Source organism: Zunongwangia profunda SM-A87 (assembly GCF_000023465.1).
Classification (GTDB): Bacteria; Bacteroidota; Bacteroidia; order Flavobacteriales; family Flavobacteriaceae; genus Zunongwangia; species Zunongwangia profunda.
The window spans coordinates 2,332,441-2,349,871 of sequence record NC_014041.1 but is presented as its reverse complement, the minus strand read 5'-3'; the positions used below and the strand labels follow the sequence as shown (position 1 = coordinate 2,349,871).

Here is a 17,431-nt window from a genome sequence, read left to right as displayed (position 1 = left end):
TAATGATAGCACTTATCGCAATACACTAAAATAAAAAATTTTATATGTAAATTTTACCGAACGTTCGGTAATTAAAAAACTTAAAATAATAACAATGGAAAAGACTAAATTTAAAACAGAACATGTAGACGGAATAAATATAGCCTATCGGGAAGCCGGGGATAATAAGAAGCCAAGCTTACTACTTTTACACGGCTACCCTTCTTCTTCGCATCAATATCGAAAAGTGTTTAATCGGCTGGCCGATAAATATCATCTTATCGCTCCAGATTACCCGGGTTTTGGGCATAGCGATTTTCCAGCTCCTGATCAATATGACTATACTTTTGATAACATTTCTAAAACTATCAATAGCTTCTTAGAAAAACTGGAAATTGATAACTATGCTATTGTTATACAAGATTATGGTGCGCCTGTAGGATTTAGAATTGCGCTTGCGCATCCAGAGAGGGTAACAGCTATTATAACCCAAAACGGAAATGCTTATGAAGAAGGTATTGGTGAGGCCTGGAAACCTATTAAGAAGCTATGGGCTAACCGTATTAAAGAGAATGAAGAAGCGCTTTTAGATGCGTTTAGCTTAGAAGGATTAAAATGGAATTACACACACGGTACTCAGGATGTCGAATCAGTTAATCCAGATTGCTGGCATTTAGATTATCTAAGAATGCAACGGCCTTACGCTAAAAAAGTAAATATTGATTTATGGTATGACTATCAAAACAATTTAAAACAATACCCCCAATGGCAGGCGTACCTAAGAGAACACCAACCGCCGGTACTTGTAGTATGGGGGAAAAATGACGAGTACTTCCCAGAAAGCGGTGCAGCAGCCTTCAAAAAAGACTCAAAAAATATCGAATATTATATTTACGATACGGGACACTTCGCAATGGAGGAATACGGTGATAAAATCATCGATGAAATTGAAAAATTTATGACCAAAATAGCTTAAAATTTAAGCTATTTACACATTCAAAAATACAGGAGCTATCGCTATAGGTCCTGTATTCTTTTTCACATATAAGATTTGCGTTATGGATTATAAATGCAATATTTTAAATAGCAAGCAGCTAACCGGTTTGGTAAAAGCTCTTTACAAATTTGCTATAGTTTTATTTCATGTTTACTTTAAATTCCATTAAAAAAACTATTTTTGTAACAAACATTACAAAAAAAAATGAAAGGGCGACCTCATATTTATAAAAATAAGGATTTGATCTTAAAAGCTCAGAACGTATTCTGGGAGAAAGGTTATAGTGCCACTTCCCTATCTGACCTGAGTAAAGCTACGGGAGCCGGTGCAGGTAGTTTATACAACACCTTTAAAGGAGGAAAGAAAGAACTCTTTAAAAAAGCATTAGCACAACGAAGAGAAGACTTTAAGGCATTCAAAATAAAACTGGAAAATAGCGAAGTCCCCATACAGCTAATTAAAAACTTTTTCCTAAGTCTTGCTACAGAACCTAAAAAATCACACTCCAAAGGATGCATTGTCGCCAATACCCTAGTCGAAATGTCATTTGTTGATGAAGAACTCGAAAAAGAAGCCATCGCAATATTGAGGGAAACGGAAAACTTATATAAATCAACCATCCTAGAAGCGCAGGAAAACGGAAATTTACAATCTAAAATACCAGCTGATGTATTGGCAAAGCATCTAATTAGTGTTTGGTGTGGCATCAACTCTTTAAGAAGAATATATCCTAATCGCAAAATTCTTGAACAGCAGATTGAATTGCAACTGCAAATAATCAACTAATTTTTAATCCCATAGCAGGTTTAATTTTATAAACCCAATCGTCGTTGGGAGCTATCGAAATAAAAAAAGATTTTCTGATGGAAATGTCGGGCAATTTTTGACATCTTTTATAATAATTTTTTTAACGATCATTACAAAAATAAATAATAGTATAATGGATTTACAACTAAAAGGAAAGAAAGCATTTATCAGTGGTTCAACGCAGGGAATAGGCTACGCTATTGCGCAGCAACTAGCACAGGAAGGCGCTTCGGTAGTTATCAACGGAAGAACTATGGAAAAGACTCAAAAAATAACCAATCAATTAAAAAAACAATATCCAAATGCTCAAATATCAGGCATAGCCGCAGATTTTTCCAATAAAGAAGAAGTGTATTCTTTACTCGATCAACTTGAGAACATAGATATATTGATAAACAATTTAGGAATATTCGATTTGGTAGAATTTGAAAATATAACCGATGAGCAATGGTATCATTATTTTGAAATTAACGTTATGAGTGCTGTGCGATTATCCCGAAAATTATTTGCGAAAATGAAACAGAAAAACTGGGGGCGCATGCTATTTATAAGCAGTGAATCTGGGATTAATATCCCTGAAAACATGATTCATTATGGAATGAGCAAAGCGGCACTTTCAGCAGTTGCTAACGGGCTATCCAAACTTACCAAAGGGACAGAAATTACTATCAATACCATTATAGGCGGACCAACTTATTCTGATGGAGTTGCAGAAGCTGTGCAACATATAGCGGCAAGTCAACATATCGAAATTGAAGAGATGAAGAAAATCATTTTACAGCAGTCTAATCCGCATATTCTATTACAGCGCTTTATCACTCCTAAAGAAATCGCCAATTTAGTAACCTATCTGGCCAGTCCTTTAGCCATTGCCACCAATGGCGCATCTTTAAGAGCAGATTCAGGAGTCCTGAAGACGGTATAAATAAAATTCAGAAAAGCAGATGGTACGCTAATTTATAAGACTTATATCTAACTTATTCTAAAAAATATACTCATGCAATTCCCCATAGCAATCCAGATGACAAGAGCATTTCATCTCGATCATCGACTAAAACATTTTTTAACTAAATTAGCTTTGCAAAAATAATGAATTTTAAGCTTTAACCGCCCCTAAAACTCTTTACACAGATAATTAACCTCACAGGAAGTCGGCTTGGTATGAATCATAAAAATCTTACTATTTAAACACTATTTGATACTTCCCATATCAAAGAATAAAGCCCTTATTCGGGATGAAATTATGAGTTCTAAAAAATCAAAAACAATTATTCGTATAGTATTGGCGATTGGAACAATAGCATCTCTTTTTTTTGTTCCCTGGATTATACTAAAAGCCTGGCTTATGCCCTTACCCGATACAATACAGGAACAGGTAAATTACGCAACAAAATTAGGCTTTGATGGTATTATTGTTTATGTAGATAAAAAGGGAAATGCACCCGAGTTCCATGCGGCCGGTTATAAAAATCGAGAGCAAAAAATTCCGGCAAATCCACATTCCCTATTTAAAATAGCCAGTGTGACCAAATTATATCATGCTGTGGCTATCGCCAAATTAGTAAGGGACGAGCAACTATCTTTAGATAAAACCCTTGCAGATTATTTACCTGAATTAAAAGGTAGAATCGAAAATGCGGATGAGATCACACTACGAATGATGGTACAGCATCGAAGCGGAATTCCTAATTATACCGATACTTATATGTATTGGGCAGCACCAAAAGAAACTGCTGAAGAAAATCTTGCTTTAGTCTTAGATCTACCTGCTAATTTTGAACCTGGCGATGATTACGAATATTCTAACACCAATTACTTGTTAATTGATAAAATTATAAAGCGCGTTTTAGGATATAAAACCTTTACATACATCCAGGAAGCTATTTTAGACAGGCTTGACCTAAAAAATACCTATGGTTCTATTGATGATGTGGATTTAGATGATGTAATGAGTGGTTATTATGTGGGTTATGAAGGGGATTTAAAAACCGATAATATTGGTGTGATGTTGGCTACAGCCGAGGATTTAGGTAAATTTATAAGAGCACTAAACGACGGCTCTGTTTTTAAAGACCAAAAAGAACAGGATATCTATTCTTCAATTTATCGTTATGACCATACCGGTTTAATCCCTGGATATCAAACGATTGCCAAATATCACAAAGATATAGATACGGTAGTCATTCAGTTTACCAATACCGTAGATTTTGAAGGCTATAATTGGAGTTTGCACGAAATCATCTATAACCGAATCATTAAAATCTTGCGAAAAAGAATGGATTCTTAATTTTCATCCTTTTTTAAAGAATGTTAGTTTCTATAAAAGCTTTATATTTCGTGAAAGACAAACTCATCAATCAAACCTTTAATGTTATGATTAAACACGTGCCATTTAAATTTTTTGTTTACAGTATCCTTATTTCGTTGGTTTTTGCCTGTAAAAATGATACGAAAATTGTCGAAAATAAATACGAAATAGGGGCTGATACGATTAATTTTCAGTGGCAAAAATTAAAACAAGGAGGCATTACCATCAATCACGGGGCAATCCTTATTCCGGTAACATTAGAAGGAATCGATAAGACTTTTAAAATGCAGCTGGATCTTGGTATTAATCATAATGTGATTTACGGCGATACGCTGGCGGCAATTACTTCAGCTTATCCTGAATTACAAAATAACATTCAGCATCGCGATGGCTACGAGGTTTTTTACAATAGAATACAATTCAGTAACCATCAATTGGCTAAGGAAGATAGTTTGCTGGTTCGGGAAAACTTTGGTAAATCTGAAAACCTTAAAGATTTCGATATTATAGGCACTTTGGGGGCTAATGAAATTAAAAACAAAATTCTACTTATAGACTTTAGATCGCAACAATTAGTCATTACCAACAAATTGGAAGATTGGGAGGAAGACACTTTTAGTTTTACGCCACTCAGTTTTAAAAACAATCAGCTTTACTTAGACCTTATTGCTGCCGGAAATAAACATGCGTTTGTTTACAGTACTCAGGCGAGTTTGTTCCCATTAGCTACCATAGATGCTAACTTATTTAAAAATATTACCGAAGCAAAAAATAGTGAAACAAAGCAACTGAAATCCTGGGGAGAAGAAATTAGCTTTGCCGGAAGCGATATTACCACCAAAATTCGCATCGCCAATGTTAACCTACCCATCAATAATAAAAAAGCTTTTTTTACCGATGCTAAAAAAGTAAGCGAAGTGCTAAAAACTGAAAATATAAAAGGCGTTATTGGAAGTGATCTTTTTATGAATAATACGATTATGATTGATTTGGTAAACAATCGATTTGGGATTAAGTAAATTAAATTTTGAATTTGATTCTATAAAGTATTTGAAATCTCAATGAATTATCAAAAGATATCTATGTCGAAATATTGCCGAGATAGTAGCTTCTGCACAAAAGTCCTGTATAGATTTCACTCAGTCTTTGATTTTTTTAAATCTTAACTAAATTGAACTATTTTACTATTTATCGATTCTAGCTTTTTGCCAAGGAAACTTTCCCTCTAACTCAACTTGTAACGATAAACTTAAAAATGTTCTTATCAACACAATTAGACCTAGTATAGAAACAGATTTTAAAGTAGGATCGGTTACAACGGTAGCCATAATATCTGCTGCAATCAGGATTTCTAGACCTAATAGTATTGATTTTCCAACAGACTGACGTAGGATAGAATAAGTGCTGGAGATGCCATTATTTTGATTTATGATAAACTTAAACAATGCCATTAAAGTTCCTATAAATATGGTTAAAACTCCTATTGCCTCAACAATGGTTGCAGTATAATCTATGTACGTTTTGATATTTTCCATTTTTGCTTTTAATTACACACAAATGCTATTTCTAATTATCAGTGTCCAACTTAAAATCAGCAAATTTTAAGGGTTTTGAAGTTTCTGTATAAACCAAATTAGGTGCAAGCTCAAAAAGATGCGCCTGCGTTTCGAAAAAATGCATCATATAACCCGCGGTATTTACAAATACCACGACATCACCAATCTCAGGAAGCTTTGGTAATGTTACTTTTCGTTTTAGTAATACATCTCTTTCTAAACAATAGGCTCCAGTAAAATAAACATCTACTAATTTTTCTTCTGTCTTATCTTGATCGAGATTTGCATACATTACAAATGGATCGAGCATAAAATCGGCACTAGAACTCATCATCTGGCTCATATTCATTTCTAAACCAATTAACCACTGCCCTTTCGCATCTTTTTTTCGATGTACAACTCTTGCCATGGTAATTCCCGACTGGTTTACTAAAGATCTACCCGGCTCAATTCGTATTTCTATATTTTCCTTTTGAAGTAAAGATGCCACTGAACTCCCATTTTGATCTGAATACTTTAAAATCTCCTCTAAAAATTTATCTGAATTAATTTCGTTAAAGTAAGGATAGGTTTTTCTATCCCCTTTTATGATTCCGTCTTCAAACCTGTAACCTAGTCCGTTATTATTAAACGTAATGGGTGAGATTTTGCCTTTTAGACTTTCTTTTAACCTTACATCAAAATTTAACCATTCTTCTTTATGCTTAAGGTAGTTGATTAAAATTCCTCCCCCCATATCTATAAATCGAAATGAAAAATCATTTTCTCTAAGCTTTTGTATTAAGCTTATACAATGCAATAAGGCTTCACTTCTTTGCCGGGTAGAATAGCCGTCTAAATGAAAATGCAATCCTTCTACCTTAAAATTGTTGTACTTTTTATCTTTACCTACATGCTTCATTAAGTATTCTTCAATATCATCGATATCAAAACCAAAACGGCTATAGAGTTTCTTTTTGTTTACATAAAAACCACTCAGACGAAAGGCAACACGGGCTTTACAATTATTTTTTTCTGCTAAATCATTTACGAGAACACATTCATCATCATTATCTAACACGATAGGCACATTATTCTGAAGTGCGGTTTTAACTTGCTCTTTAGTTTTAATAGCAGAAGTTAATACTAAATGATCACCGTCTCCCCCAAGTTGAAGTGATTGTAAAAGTTCTCGCTCACTTGCTGTATCTACACCTATATTTTCTATAAAAGCCTGTTTCACAAACGCCTTTGCTTTATTTGCTTTTCTGGCATAGAATATCCCAAATTTTATGTCATGGTTTTGAAAAACTTCTTTAAACCTTGTACAATTTTTAGCAAAAGAAGCAGGATGAAGAATATTTAGCGGAGAACCAAACCTTTTAAAAAGTTCATCAACCACTTTTGGATGATTCATAATATCATGCATCCACGGTGATGTAATTGGCGTAAGTCCTTTTTCCTGATTTCCTTTACTATATTGACTATTATTCATTAAATACTACTTAGTTGTTGAAATAAAATTTTTTAGAGATTTGACGGCCTGCTTTGCCCAGATGGATGAAAAATCGTTTCGGCTTCTGGATAGGGTATCATTATCGAAGGTAACACCTTCAGTGGGTGTTCCATATACCGTCATGTTTTTTATCACGTTTCCCGCTTTGTCTATTGGGTGTGCTTCCCTTGTTAAATCCATCCCACCTGTTTCATACCTTCCGGTATCATCTGTATTTTGGAAAGCTCTTATTTTACCTTCTTCAAAAAGGTTTTTATAAAGTATAGAAGACTGTGAAGGGATGTTCATTCTAGGAATACGAGCATCGATATGATAATCCAAAACTATCCTATTGTCTAATTCGACTGAAATGTTTTCCATTTGCCACTTACCATTTTGAACTTTTTGTATTGTAGGAGATTGACCAAAGGTAAAATCGAAAATACCGACTTTAAATAAAGCCAAAATTTTGTACATATTTTCTAGTGGTGGCCCGTAGCTAATTCGGTTAAAAAATGGAGCATAGTGATTATCAAAAAGTTGATGTGACCTGGCTGTTAATCCACCAAAACTGTATAGTTCGTTAAATATAGGGCTAATGTCGTGCCAGGCACTAATCGCCGCCAATAACGGACTTTTAGTTCTTAAAGAGACTTGTTCTATCATCTCTTCTAAAGATTGTTTTACGATAGAAGTATTATAAGCTTCATGATTTATAAAAGGTTCCTGTAATTCTTCAAATGAAAACTGCTTTTCAGATGGATATTTGCTATGAAAAGATTTAATTTCTTCTAGCATTTCAGCAAACTCTAAGGAGCCATTTAATTTTTTACCACAATTTTTAAATGCTAAGCTATAGTATCGATAAATAAATTCTTTCTTAATTAAGGGTAGAAGTTCTTCTAAAAAATCAAACTTTTGAGAAGAATCCTTTCTAATCTCCTGTAACTTTTCTGAAGTAAAAAATCGTAATACAGGTACATTAGGCATCTCTCCTACTCTTGGAATCATCAAAGCACCAGATCTGGAATATGGATAAATGATCGCAGGTTCGTTTCCTGAAGGGATGTATTGCATCGTTTCACATTCGCCAACAAAATAACCTCCCCTTCCTTCTGTTAGCGATAAAGTAGCATCTATAAAGGTTAATCCCATTCCTTTTATCGCTACACTAGCCTGAGCATTAATAGACACTAAAGTTTTTTCCACCGGATATACAAAATCAATGATCGAAGAATCCACTTTTTTACTATTTAAAAGCTCAGTTCGATTTCCGGCATGGCCTGTAGTTAAAAGTAAATTATGCACCTTAACAGACTCTTGTGGTTTTGCTGTTTGCTGGGGTTTAAGATGTAGTAATCCCTCTTTTTGAGTAATATTCACCACCTCCTCATTATGGTAGTAAATTTTAATATTTTCGGGTGCTCCAGCAATTATACTTTTAAAACAGGAACTAAGATATTTCCCTACCATTTTACGGGATGAAAATTTATCGCTTAACCGGCTTTCTTCTATGCCTATAGATTCACTAAGCCATTTGGTGTAATTTTCCAACTTAACTATGGAATCAGGCTTTTCTTTAGGACGAATATCTATTTTTTCATTCGTGAAATTCATTTTCAAATAATCTGGCTGATCGGTCCTATAAACATCGCCAGCCCCAAAATATTTGTTTTTATTGTAAAGATGAATATGAACTGTTTCTTCAACATTCTCATTTTTCAGTTGCGCAAGTAAACGCTCCAAACCGTACAAACCTTTAGGCCCAAGACCAATAATGGCAAGGCTATATTCAAAAGAAGGTTTTATTTTCCATCCGCCAATTGGCGTTAAAGCATCATAAACTCCCGGTATATTTTTTAGTAACCATTCCTGATTATAAATGGTGTCTAAATATCGGCTTCCGCCATCACTCAATAAAAAAGCACAACGTGAACCTTCTTCAATTTGATGCTCGAATTTATGATATGCCATTATAATCGCTCCAGAAGAGCCACCAACAAGAATGCTTTCTTTTTGAAGCAATTCCCAGCATCCTTGAGCACATTCTAAATCATTTACCTTAATAAAGTCGTGGATATAGTCTTCATCTAAAAATTGGGAATCTACCCCGGCACCATGACCGGGAATTTTTCGGGTTCCTGGTTCACCCCCAAAAAGTACGCTTCCTACGGCATCTACTGCTATTATTTTGGTATTAGGGTGATTAGCTTTTATATATTCGGCACATCCCATTAAAGTCCCACAGGTACTTGTTGCCACAAATAAATAATCCAACCTTCCGTCTAGAGCCTCATAAATTTCTTTTGTAGTTTGATAGTGTGTTTTAGGATTATTTATATTCCCATATTGATTACTCCAAAAACTGTTTTTAGTAATTTTAAGTAACTCCTTCACTTTTGCCAAACGCGCACCTAAAAATCCGCCTTCTTTAAGAGGTTCAGTAACCATCTCGATAGTGGCTCCATAAGTTTCTAATAATTGAGAAGTAATTTTATTTATTTTGGGGTCTACAACAACAATCAGTTTTAACCCAAATACCAAACAAGCCTGAGCAAGGCCAATAGCCATATTGCCTGAACTAGATTCTATAACGGTATCTCCTTTTTTCAATTCTCCTGATTCTATTGCTTTTTGGAGAATATTGTAAGATGTTCTGGCTTTTACACTTCCAGAGGGATTAAAACTCTCTAATTTGGCAAAAACTTCAATTTTAGAATTACCAGGAATTTGCTTTAATTGTACTAATGGAGTATCTCCAATTGTTTCTAATATAGAACTAGAAACCTGAAGTTTATCTCTAAAGCTCACATTCATCTTCAATAGGATTGGGTTGATTAAGGATTAAATGTAGGCACATTTAATCATAACAAAATCCATATTAATTAAATAATAACATATTTAGTTTAATTATAACTTTTTAGTACTTTTTTTAAGACTGATTAAAAAAATTTCACTCTTAAAAAAGAACATTTTCTGAGTAAATGTGATAATGAAAGACTACTTTATGTTTTCTTTATCCTACCAACACAATTAGGATAATAGGGTATATTTACAAAATTACTTATCCTTATATTTACAAACATTTATCATATTTCAGTTTTAAATTATAAATACACCAGATTCTTCACTATTTTAAACTTATACCCTATCGAAAATCATATAGTCACTGAAATTTTTAAAGGAATATCGCTTTCTTCTGAAGAAGTTCTTTTAATTGCCCCTTACCTCGAAAAAATAGCATTAAAAAAAGGCGAAAATTTATTAGAAGCTAATGAAACAGTGCTTTACCAATATTATGTAACCCAGGGGTGCATGCGCACATATTTTATAGATCAATCGGGTAAAGAACATACTTTACAATTTGCGATTAATGATTGGTGGATTAGCGATTACACCGCATTTTTTAGCAGTACCCGGGCGATCATGAATATTGAATGTATTCAAGATGCCAGTCTTTATAAGATTTCTAAAAAAGGGATGGAGGAGTTATTTCTAAAAATACCACAATTGGAAACTTTTTTCAGAAAAAAAATGGAAAGGGCCTTTGCCAGTTTTCAGAAAAGGATTTTAGCAGGCCTGGCGCAACCCGCTAAAGAAAGACATTTAGCGTTTATAACTACATATCCAAATATCGAACAAAGTGTTAAGAACTATCATATTGCCTCTTACCTGGGAATCACAACCGAGAGTTTAAGCCGAATAAGAAAAGATAATGCCAAAAAGTGATTTCTTATCATACATCAATTTTTAAGCACTGCTCTCACGCTACATTTGTATTTCTAAATTAATGAAATTGCTTAAATGAAAAGAGTATTAACAGCGATTTTCACTGTGGTTTTATTTTCTTCTTGCGCACAAAACGCTAAAAAAGAAGCGCAATCGGAACCAACAAATAGTGAAAATCCTCAAAAAAACATTGAAATGAAAAAAGTATTATTTGTATTAACAAGTCATGAAGATCTAGGCGAAACCGGAGAAAAAACAGGTTTTTGGATTGAAGAGTTTGCAGCTCCTTATTATCTTTTAAAAGATAAAGGTTTTGAGATCACTTTGGCCTCTCCAAAAGGCGGCCAGCCCCCTATAGACCCTAATAGTAAAACCGAGGATGCTCAAACTCCGGCGACAGAACGTTTTGAAAATGACAAAGAAACTCAAAAAGTTTTGGCTAATACTGTAAAGTTGGAAAATGTTAAGCAAGAAGATTTTGATGCGATATTTTACCCTGGTGGTCACGGACCGTTATGGGATTTAGCTGAAGATAAACATTCTATTGCACTTATTGAAGATTTTTATAACCATAACAAACCTGTTGCTGCTGTTTGTCACGCTCCCGGTGTTTTTAAACACACTAAAAATAATGAAGGGAATTATTTAGTGAAAGGAAAAAAAGTTACCGGCTTCACGAATGAAGAGGAAGAAGCAGTTCAGCTTATGAACGTTGTTCCTTTTTTAGTGGAAGATATGCTTAAGAAGAATGGGGCTATATATTCTAAAAAAGAAAATTGGACTCCTTATGCGGTTGAAGATGGTTTGCTAATCACAGGGCAAAATCCGGCATCTTCTGAACTTGTGGCGGAACTTTTAGTTAAAAAATTGAACTAGTACATTTCAGTACTAATTTACTAAAATAGCGACCTGGATAGCATCTGGGTTGCTGTTTTATTTTATAATAAGATTCTTCATCTTTAAATAAGAAAACTGAATGAATAACATCTAATACGATGAATCTTCAAAGGCAAAAGATTACACAAGTAAGACTCGTATTTACAGAAAAGCACAACCTTTTTCGATCCTTTATTACATTTTTCTTTTTTCACTAATCATCTTTTGATTGATGCTATATAATATTCCAAAAATTAGTCCTATAAATCCTCCTATATAACTAAAATTATGCATTGAACCCACCGCAATGAAATCTTCTGTTTCAATTAGATTCTTGGGTAACCACCAATCCACATTCGCATGGTTTAAATAAAATTTCCCATAGAAGAAGCCTATTAATCCAATAAAAAAGGTTACTGCAATGGTAATTAGTATTGCTTTCATCGTAATTCTAAACATTCTTTTGTGTCCTTTATGAATTAATCCAACGAACCCTAGAATCCCTCCAATCAATAAGCCCATCCAACACGTCGCCATGATGCCAACGATTGATACTTCAAATCTAGGATTGGAAAAAATCGCTTCTTTTCCAGAATCTGCGAGACCAAATTGATGAAATTTAAATTTTGTATAATATTCGGCAGAAATTGAATAAGTTAATTGGTCATTTAGAATTCCGTAGATTCCACCAATTATAGGAGCTAAAACAATGATTACAGTAAGAATAAGCATTTTTTTATAGATGCCTCTCATATTCGATAATTTTTTCAGAAATATGACCATTTAAATTAGCCCGGAAGACTATATTATATTGACCACAAAATACGTTAGAAATTAACCAGCATCGCAAAATATTTATCTTTAGTTAGCTAATTTGCCTACTTTTATCAACTATTTTTTCTATTCTATAATACTCCAACCAATCTAAAGGTTCTTTTAGATTATGCTTATTAAATTCTAAATGAATAACCCTTCGCTGCTTTCCATTTGTTGTTCGGTTAGAAGCATGTAGAGTTAAAGGTTTCATTAACATTGCTCCGCCTCTTTCCACGTCACATAGAAATTCGTTATCAATATTCCAGTCTTTTGATTCTGTGCGAACTACTCCATTTAAATGAGATTTTGGTATTACCTTTAAGGCTCCATTATTTCTGTCAGTTCTATCTAAATGGATTCTTATGGTTATTGTATCTTGCAAAATCGCTATTGGTGGTTGCACCCCAAACTGTCCCTTTTTAAATGTCCAATTTACATACTGTTCCAAATCGGCTTTTTTATCCACTGAAATACTCAAATCCTGATGATACGCAACAAACCAATTCGATTTGCTTGGTTTATCAAAGTAAATGGCTTTTGTTAAGAAACATTGAGATTGATAAAGCTCTGAAATCAATTTGGTCATTTTTTCATTAAACAACAAATCGGGTAATAGAGGAACATTCTTAATTAACTGTCGAATGGCAAACAAATCTTTTGTTTTCATAAACGAGCTTTCGTCTTGCTCTGCATTTTCTATGCAAGACAACATCTTACTTATTTCTTTTTCTGAATAGAGATTTGATAAAACGGAATATCCATTTTCTTCAAGTTCTATTTTTTCCTTGGTGTATCTCATTTTATAGTATGGACCATATTATGTTTAAATTTGTTTTTACACTAACTATCGACTAATATCGGAATTTTTCAATTTTCGATTGCCAAAGAAATCTGGATCTTAGTTAAGTAACAGTTGTGCAAAAAAGTCTGGAAAAGGCTAACTGAATGAGGGTAAGTACATGAGGGCCTCAATTTGAGATTTGATTATACCCGCATATAAATTATATTATACCAATAATTAGGAAAAATAGTAATTATCTTAATCTATCATTTTGCTTTTAGGATCAAAACCATACATGAATTTATTTAATTGACCATTAGAACTTTCCAGATGGACAATATCCATTAATTCTTCGATGTAATTACAAATTTTTTCGCGGTCTTCTGTATCCAACTCCATATAAACTTCTGTAAACCTAGAAAGTCCAACTTCAATTTTCTTTTGATACTTTATATCAGTAGGATTTTTAGATTCTGCAACGTTTAAAAAATCAGTAGCGATTAGATTTATTTTTTTAACTAAAATTGGTCGCATTTTTTCATCTGCTATCCCTGGATAGAAATTTGGATTTGCCTGTTGAACAAATTTTTTCTTTTCAAGAAATTCTATAATTTTTTTACTTGCTTCCTTAGGTGTTTTCATTTCAGTTACATTTTGAGCACAAACAGCTAAGCTTAAAAAAAGAGCTAATATTTTAAAGTATTTCGTCATAATGTTCACCTGTTTCGGATCATCCACAATAACAGATCAGTTATAATATAGAGAAACAACAACTCATTAAAATCATTCCTCCTTTAAATGAATGATCACTATTCCGTCGCATTGTTTATCTGTAATTTTGCCGATCTTATCTCTATTTTTTATGACTTCAATGTGGTCAGCTTTACCTCCATTAGGATTAACCCTACTGCTAATAGGACTATTTCCCATTCCTAGATATGGAGAACTATATTGACCAGCTGGATCTGTAGTTAACCATCGCCCAATTCTTGCATCACATAGTCGAAGTTCAAATGCTCCCATACCTTTTTCAGCATCCTTCTCCTGGCCCTGGTACTTATATCGGTATTCAGATTGATTCACATTATTGTATTAAAGTAACCCTATTTATTATTAAACTTATACTTTACTACTTCAAAAAGCTAAAAGCTAAACTTTTATAGCATAGCTTATGATTACTATAGCTATTACGGCACTCGACAAAGTCAATCGTTAGCAGAAAACTAGTTTACCAAAATAAATCATTTTTAATATTATTTTCTTCTAAAAAATCTATAAAAGCTCTTTTTTTAAAGCTGTGATCTCCATAGTAGTAAATTGTGGTTTTAAAAAAATCTTCTTGATTAATAAATATTTTAGCTACTCTTGATTTACAATTCATTTCAATCATAACGGGATGAATTCCTTCATCTATTTTTTTTACTATTTCTGGATAAAAAGTGGCAAAAGCATACATAATACTATCCCTAGTATTGAAGGTACCAGTTGTAATATTTTTAATATACTCATTATGAGTATTGATCTCGCCTTTGATTAATTTTAATTTTAAAACACCTGCTGTATAGGCATTAAGTGGGTGATGATCTAAAATTCTCGCTTTAAAGTTATAATTACAACTATTAAAATATAATTCAGGTTCCATTCGGTCTTGCTCTGTCATTTTTGGAGCAATAAACTTTATAAAAAAATAAGCTATTATTATAAGTAAGAGAAATAGTGTAAAGATTACAAACCTGACTTTCATTTATATTAGTAAAAAATTAAAATTGGGAGTTTGGGAGTTCCTAATCAAATATTGAAAGAGGTTTTTTCCAAAACTGAGAATAATGAACAGCATAACCAGCTCCCAAATATCCTTCAATAATACTAAATCTAATTCCCCAACCTCCAGAACCTCTTCCTCCTAAAAACAGCCCAATCTCCAATAGCGCCATGGATTCCAAAACCTGCTCCAAAAATAGCTAAATTAGCATCCACACCAAATGAAGAAAAATAATAATCTCCTCTAAATAGTAAGTGATCATAGTTAGGGGTGTTTTTAAAATTATAAGCTACAAAAAAAGTTTTACCAGTTTCTATTGCACCTCCAATACTTGTATTCTTTTATTAAGTCATTGGTTATCCTTATTCTGTTTAATTAGATATAGACTTAATTCTTCAATTCATGCTAATAATAAAGTTTCCAAAGTTTCTAAACTATCCAAAGCTTAATTATATTAAAAAACATAATCTTATCAATTTTTGATATCTACCTCAACTAATTTACATGGGTGGTTCAATTAACATTAGGCCTTAAATCTTGCTTTATAGTTCCAATTGATACATAAACATTTTGAGAGTTAATTAGGACTCATCATTTCTAACTTTGTTTGAATACCGCATGCTGATACCAAAATTATTGAAACAAGATTGAGATTCGATTCTGAAGAACCGACTATATTATTTCTTATTCCGGACGCGACATTTCTCTATGTACTAGAATTCTGAGTTCTTGGGTAGTTGAAACCAATTTGATGCTAAATGTTTTGCTTTATTATTTACAAAATAAATATAGTGCAACCTTAATTTTTTTGGCAATGTATTTTTACTCATGTAAAAATGTTCCTTTGAAAATATCTTGTTGAGCAAAATTTTCTTCTCTCCATTTTCCTCTATTCTTATATTATATATACTATCATCATCTTGAAATAGATAGGTTGAGAAAAAATCAACACCTATAGGCATTTGAGAAAATTTTCTAAATTCCATAGCTTCATTTTCAATTATAATTGCATCTTCTTTTAAACCCTCTGTCAACTCTTTAAGACTTGAAAAAACAACTCTTTTATCAAGCTTATCTTCAAAATTAAAGTTTGCAGAGTCAAATACAAGATTCATCTCACCCTTAAATGTTAATACAATTTTATAATCATCTTTAAATTCATCGGATAATAAAATTTCAACTCTGAAATCACAACTATTTTTTTGATGATTTTTTTTTGACATGAAATAAATACTAAGACTAAAACAAATAAACTTTTCTTCATATAACTAGATCAACTCTGATTACAGGATTATTACCCATTCCTAAATATAGAGAATTATATTGAACAGCTGGATCTGTAGTTAATCATCGCCCATTTCTTGCATCCCATAGGCGAATATCAAAGGCTTCCATCCCTGTTTCAGCATCATTCTCTCTACCCGGTATTGGCACCCGAGTTTAGTAGTATGAGCTTTATGAACTTAAGCCTACTATTTATGTCTGAAAAATTGGCTAATGGGCTAGTTTCTTTCAATATGATACTTAACCCCGATACGGTGAAAATTATAACCTATCCCCACAATTAAACATTAGCTAATATCTTTCTTAACCATCCTAAATGCACTCATTCGAGATTCAAAGGTGCATGATATGTATTCTAAAAAAGAAGCCTATTAAGATTCTTAAGCTTTTCCATTCCATAAAATATGCCGATTATTCTTCACTCTCATAGAGACGGACATTCCCATCTTTATAAACAACCCTTAGTTTTCCTTTACTTAATAAATTTTCAAGCATGAGTGAATTATTGTAACTATCTATAAATTTTGTTGTAGTAAACTTAATAGCAGTAGTATCTTCATAATAAGGCTTAAAAGAACGTCTTTTTTCAAGAACATTACCCTCATGATCTATTACTTCGATATATTCTACTTCATCTATCTTACCTATATAAGGATTAACAAAATAAATTAACTGGTCAGGGGTGGGAAGTTCCCTATTCATTAAAACCTTGACTTTTTCTAATTTATAATGATTTATTTCCTTCGTACAACTAATAAAAAGTAGTATAGTTGCAATTAATAAAAGATAAGTTGATCTAGTCAATTTTAAAACCATCATATTTTCCAAAATATTGCATTCTTTGATTAATAGGTAAAACATAAGGAACGCTACCGTATACGTCATATAGCCATTGCTTAAATCCTGAGGAAATTTTTGGCCAAAATTTTGAATGAATTTCTTTATGAGTCGCTCTTTTTCCCCAAGCCCAAAAAGTTTTAGAATCATGGTAATCATACGGTATTCCAGCTAACCAATCGTTTCCATGGCCAACCACTTCGTGGCGCATAATTGCACAAACAC

At 32.9% G+C, this 17,431-nt stretch carries 18 protein-coding genes; 7 read left to right on the top strand and 11 right to left on the bottom strand.

All coding sequences use genetic code 11. The annotated features are described in order from the left end of the window. The first annotated feature begins 94 nt into the window (after nt 1-94). The 5 genes from ZPR_RS10425 to ZPR_RS10405 all read left to right on the top strand — a co-directional run bounded on the left by ZPR_RS10425 (nt 95) and on the right by ZPR_RS10405 (nt 5,110). Entirely contained in the window at nt 95-955 is an 861-nt protein-coding gene (locus ZPR_RS10425; protein ID WP_013071625.1) for an alpha/beta fold hydrolase, read from the top strand. A gap of 225 nt (nt 956-1,180) precedes the next feature. Further along, nucleotides 1,181-1,762 carry a TetR/AcrR family transcriptional regulator gene (locus tag ZPR_RS10420; protein ID WP_013071624.1) on the top strand — a complete coding sequence of 194 codons (582 nt, stop codon included), beginning with the start codon at nt 1,181-1,183 and terminating at the stop codon, nt 1,760-1,762. Between the two features lie 154 nt (nt 1,763-1,916). After that, a complete protein-coding gene (locus ZPR_RS10415; RefSeq protein WP_013071622.1) occupies nt 1,917-2,708 on the top strand; it encodes an SDR family NAD(P)-dependent oxidoreductase in 792 nt (263 codons plus the stop codon). A 318-nt stretch (nt 2,709-3,026) separates the two neighbouring features. Beyond that, on the top strand, nt 3,027-4,070 hold the full coding sequence (locus tag ZPR_RS10410; RefSeq protein ID WP_013071621.1) for a serine hydrolase domain-containing protein: 1,044 nt from the start codon (nt 3,027-3,029) through the stop codon (nt 4,068-4,070). An 86-nt stretch (nt 4,071-4,156) separates the two neighbouring features. Continuing rightward, nucleotides 4,157-5,110, top strand: coding sequence for a hypothetical protein (locus tag ZPR_RS10405; RefSeq protein WP_148211710.1), 954 nt, complete (start codon nt 4,157-4,159; stop codon nt 5,108-5,110). Nucleotides 5,111-5,275: 165 nt separating this feature from the next. On the opposite strand, the gene ZPR_RS10400 is transcribed toward ZPR_RS10405, so the two are convergent. The 3 genes from ZPR_RS10400 to sbnA are packed head-to-tail and all read right to left on the bottom strand — an operon-like array spanning nt 5,276 to nt 9,938. After that, nucleotides 5,276-5,626 (bottom strand): DUF1622 domain-containing protein, encoded by a 351-nt coding sequence (locus ZPR_RS10400; protein ID WP_041578840.1) that lies wholly within the window; start codon nt 5,624-5,626, stop codon nt 5,276-5,278. A gap of 31 nt (nt 5,627-5,657) precedes the next feature. Continuing rightward, nucleotides 5,658-7,121 (bottom strand): type III PLP-dependent enzyme domain-containing protein, encoded by a 1,464-nt coding sequence (locus tag ZPR_RS10395; protein ID WP_013071618.1) that lies wholly within the window; start codon nt 7,119-7,121, stop codon nt 5,658-5,660. Nucleotides 7,122-7,127: 6 nt separating this feature from the next. Then, nucleotides 7,128-9,938 carry a 2,3-diaminopropionate biosynthesis protein SbnA gene (gene sbnA, locus ZPR_RS23395; RefSeq protein ID WP_013071617.1) on the bottom strand — a complete coding sequence of 937 codons (2,811 nt, stop codon included), beginning with the start codon at nt 9,936-9,938 and terminating at the stop codon, nt 7,128-7,130. A gap of 369 nt (nt 9,939-10,307) precedes the next feature. Here sbnA and ZPR_RS10385 point away from each other — a divergent pair, with 369 nt between their 5' ends. After that, a complete protein-coding gene (locus tag ZPR_RS10385; protein WP_316928320.1) occupies nt 10,308-10,850 on the top strand; it encodes a Crp/Fnr family transcriptional regulator in 543 nt (180 codons plus the stop codon). A 75-nt stretch (nt 10,851-10,925) separates the two neighbouring features. Further along, entirely contained in the window at nt 10,926-11,726 is an 801-nt protein-coding gene (locus tag ZPR_RS10380) for a type 1 glutamine amidotransferase domain-containing protein (protein WP_013071615.1), read from the top strand. A gap of 195 nt (nt 11,727-11,921) precedes the next feature. Here ZPR_RS10380 and ZPR_RS10375 read toward each other — a convergent pair whose 3' ends face one another. The 8 genes from ZPR_RS10375 to ZPR_RS10345 form a co-directional block, all read right to left on the bottom strand. Next, nucleotides 11,922-12,479 (bottom strand): hypothetical protein, encoded by a 558-nt coding sequence (locus tag ZPR_RS10375; RefSeq protein ID WP_041579953.1) that lies wholly within the window; start codon nt 12,477-12,479, stop codon nt 11,922-11,924. A gap of 112 nt (nt 12,480-12,591) precedes the next feature. Then, complete coding sequence (locus ZPR_RS10370; protein WP_013071613.1) at nt 12,592-13,341, bottom strand: phytanoyl-CoA dioxygenase family protein; 750 nt, start codon at nt 13,339-13,341, stop codon at nt 12,592-12,594. 240 nt (nt 13,342-13,581) lie between these two features. Then, nucleotides 13,582-14,034 carry a DUF4844 domain-containing protein gene (locus tag ZPR_RS10365; RefSeq protein WP_041578838.1) on the bottom strand — a complete coding sequence of 151 codons (453 nt, stop codon included), beginning with the start codon at nt 14,032-14,034 and terminating at the stop codon, nt 13,582-13,584. A gap of 72 nt (nt 14,035-14,106) precedes the next feature. Continuing rightward, nucleotides 14,107-14,406, bottom strand: coding sequence for an RHS repeat domain-containing protein (locus tag ZPR_RS10360; RefSeq protein WP_013071611.1), 300 nt, complete (start codon nt 14,404-14,406; stop codon nt 14,107-14,109). A gap of 145 nt (nt 14,407-14,551) precedes the next feature. Further along, the gene (locus ZPR_RS10355) at nt 14,552-14,983 is read right to left on the bottom strand and encodes a hypothetical protein (RefSeq protein ID WP_013071610.1); all 432 of its coding nucleotides are present in this window, start codon (nt 14,981-14,983) and stop codon (nt 14,552-14,554) included. A gap of 124 nt (nt 14,984-15,107) precedes the next feature. Beyond that, a complete protein-coding gene (locus tag ZPR_RS23390; RefSeq protein WP_013071609.1) occupies nt 15,108-15,278 on the bottom strand; it encodes a hypothetical protein in 171 nt (56 codons plus the stop codon). A gap of 520 nt (nt 15,279-15,798) precedes the next feature. Continuing rightward, complete coding sequence (locus ZPR_RS10350; RefSeq protein WP_013071608.1) at nt 15,799-16,308, bottom strand: hypothetical protein; 510 nt, start codon at nt 16,306-16,308, stop codon at nt 15,799-15,801. Nucleotides 16,309-16,780: 472 nt separating this feature from the next. Continuing rightward, a complete protein-coding gene (locus tag ZPR_RS10345; protein WP_187288275.1) occupies nt 16,781-17,365 on the bottom strand; it encodes a hypothetical protein in 585 nt (194 codons plus the stop codon). Between the last annotated feature and the right edge of the window lie 66 nt (nt 17,366-17,431).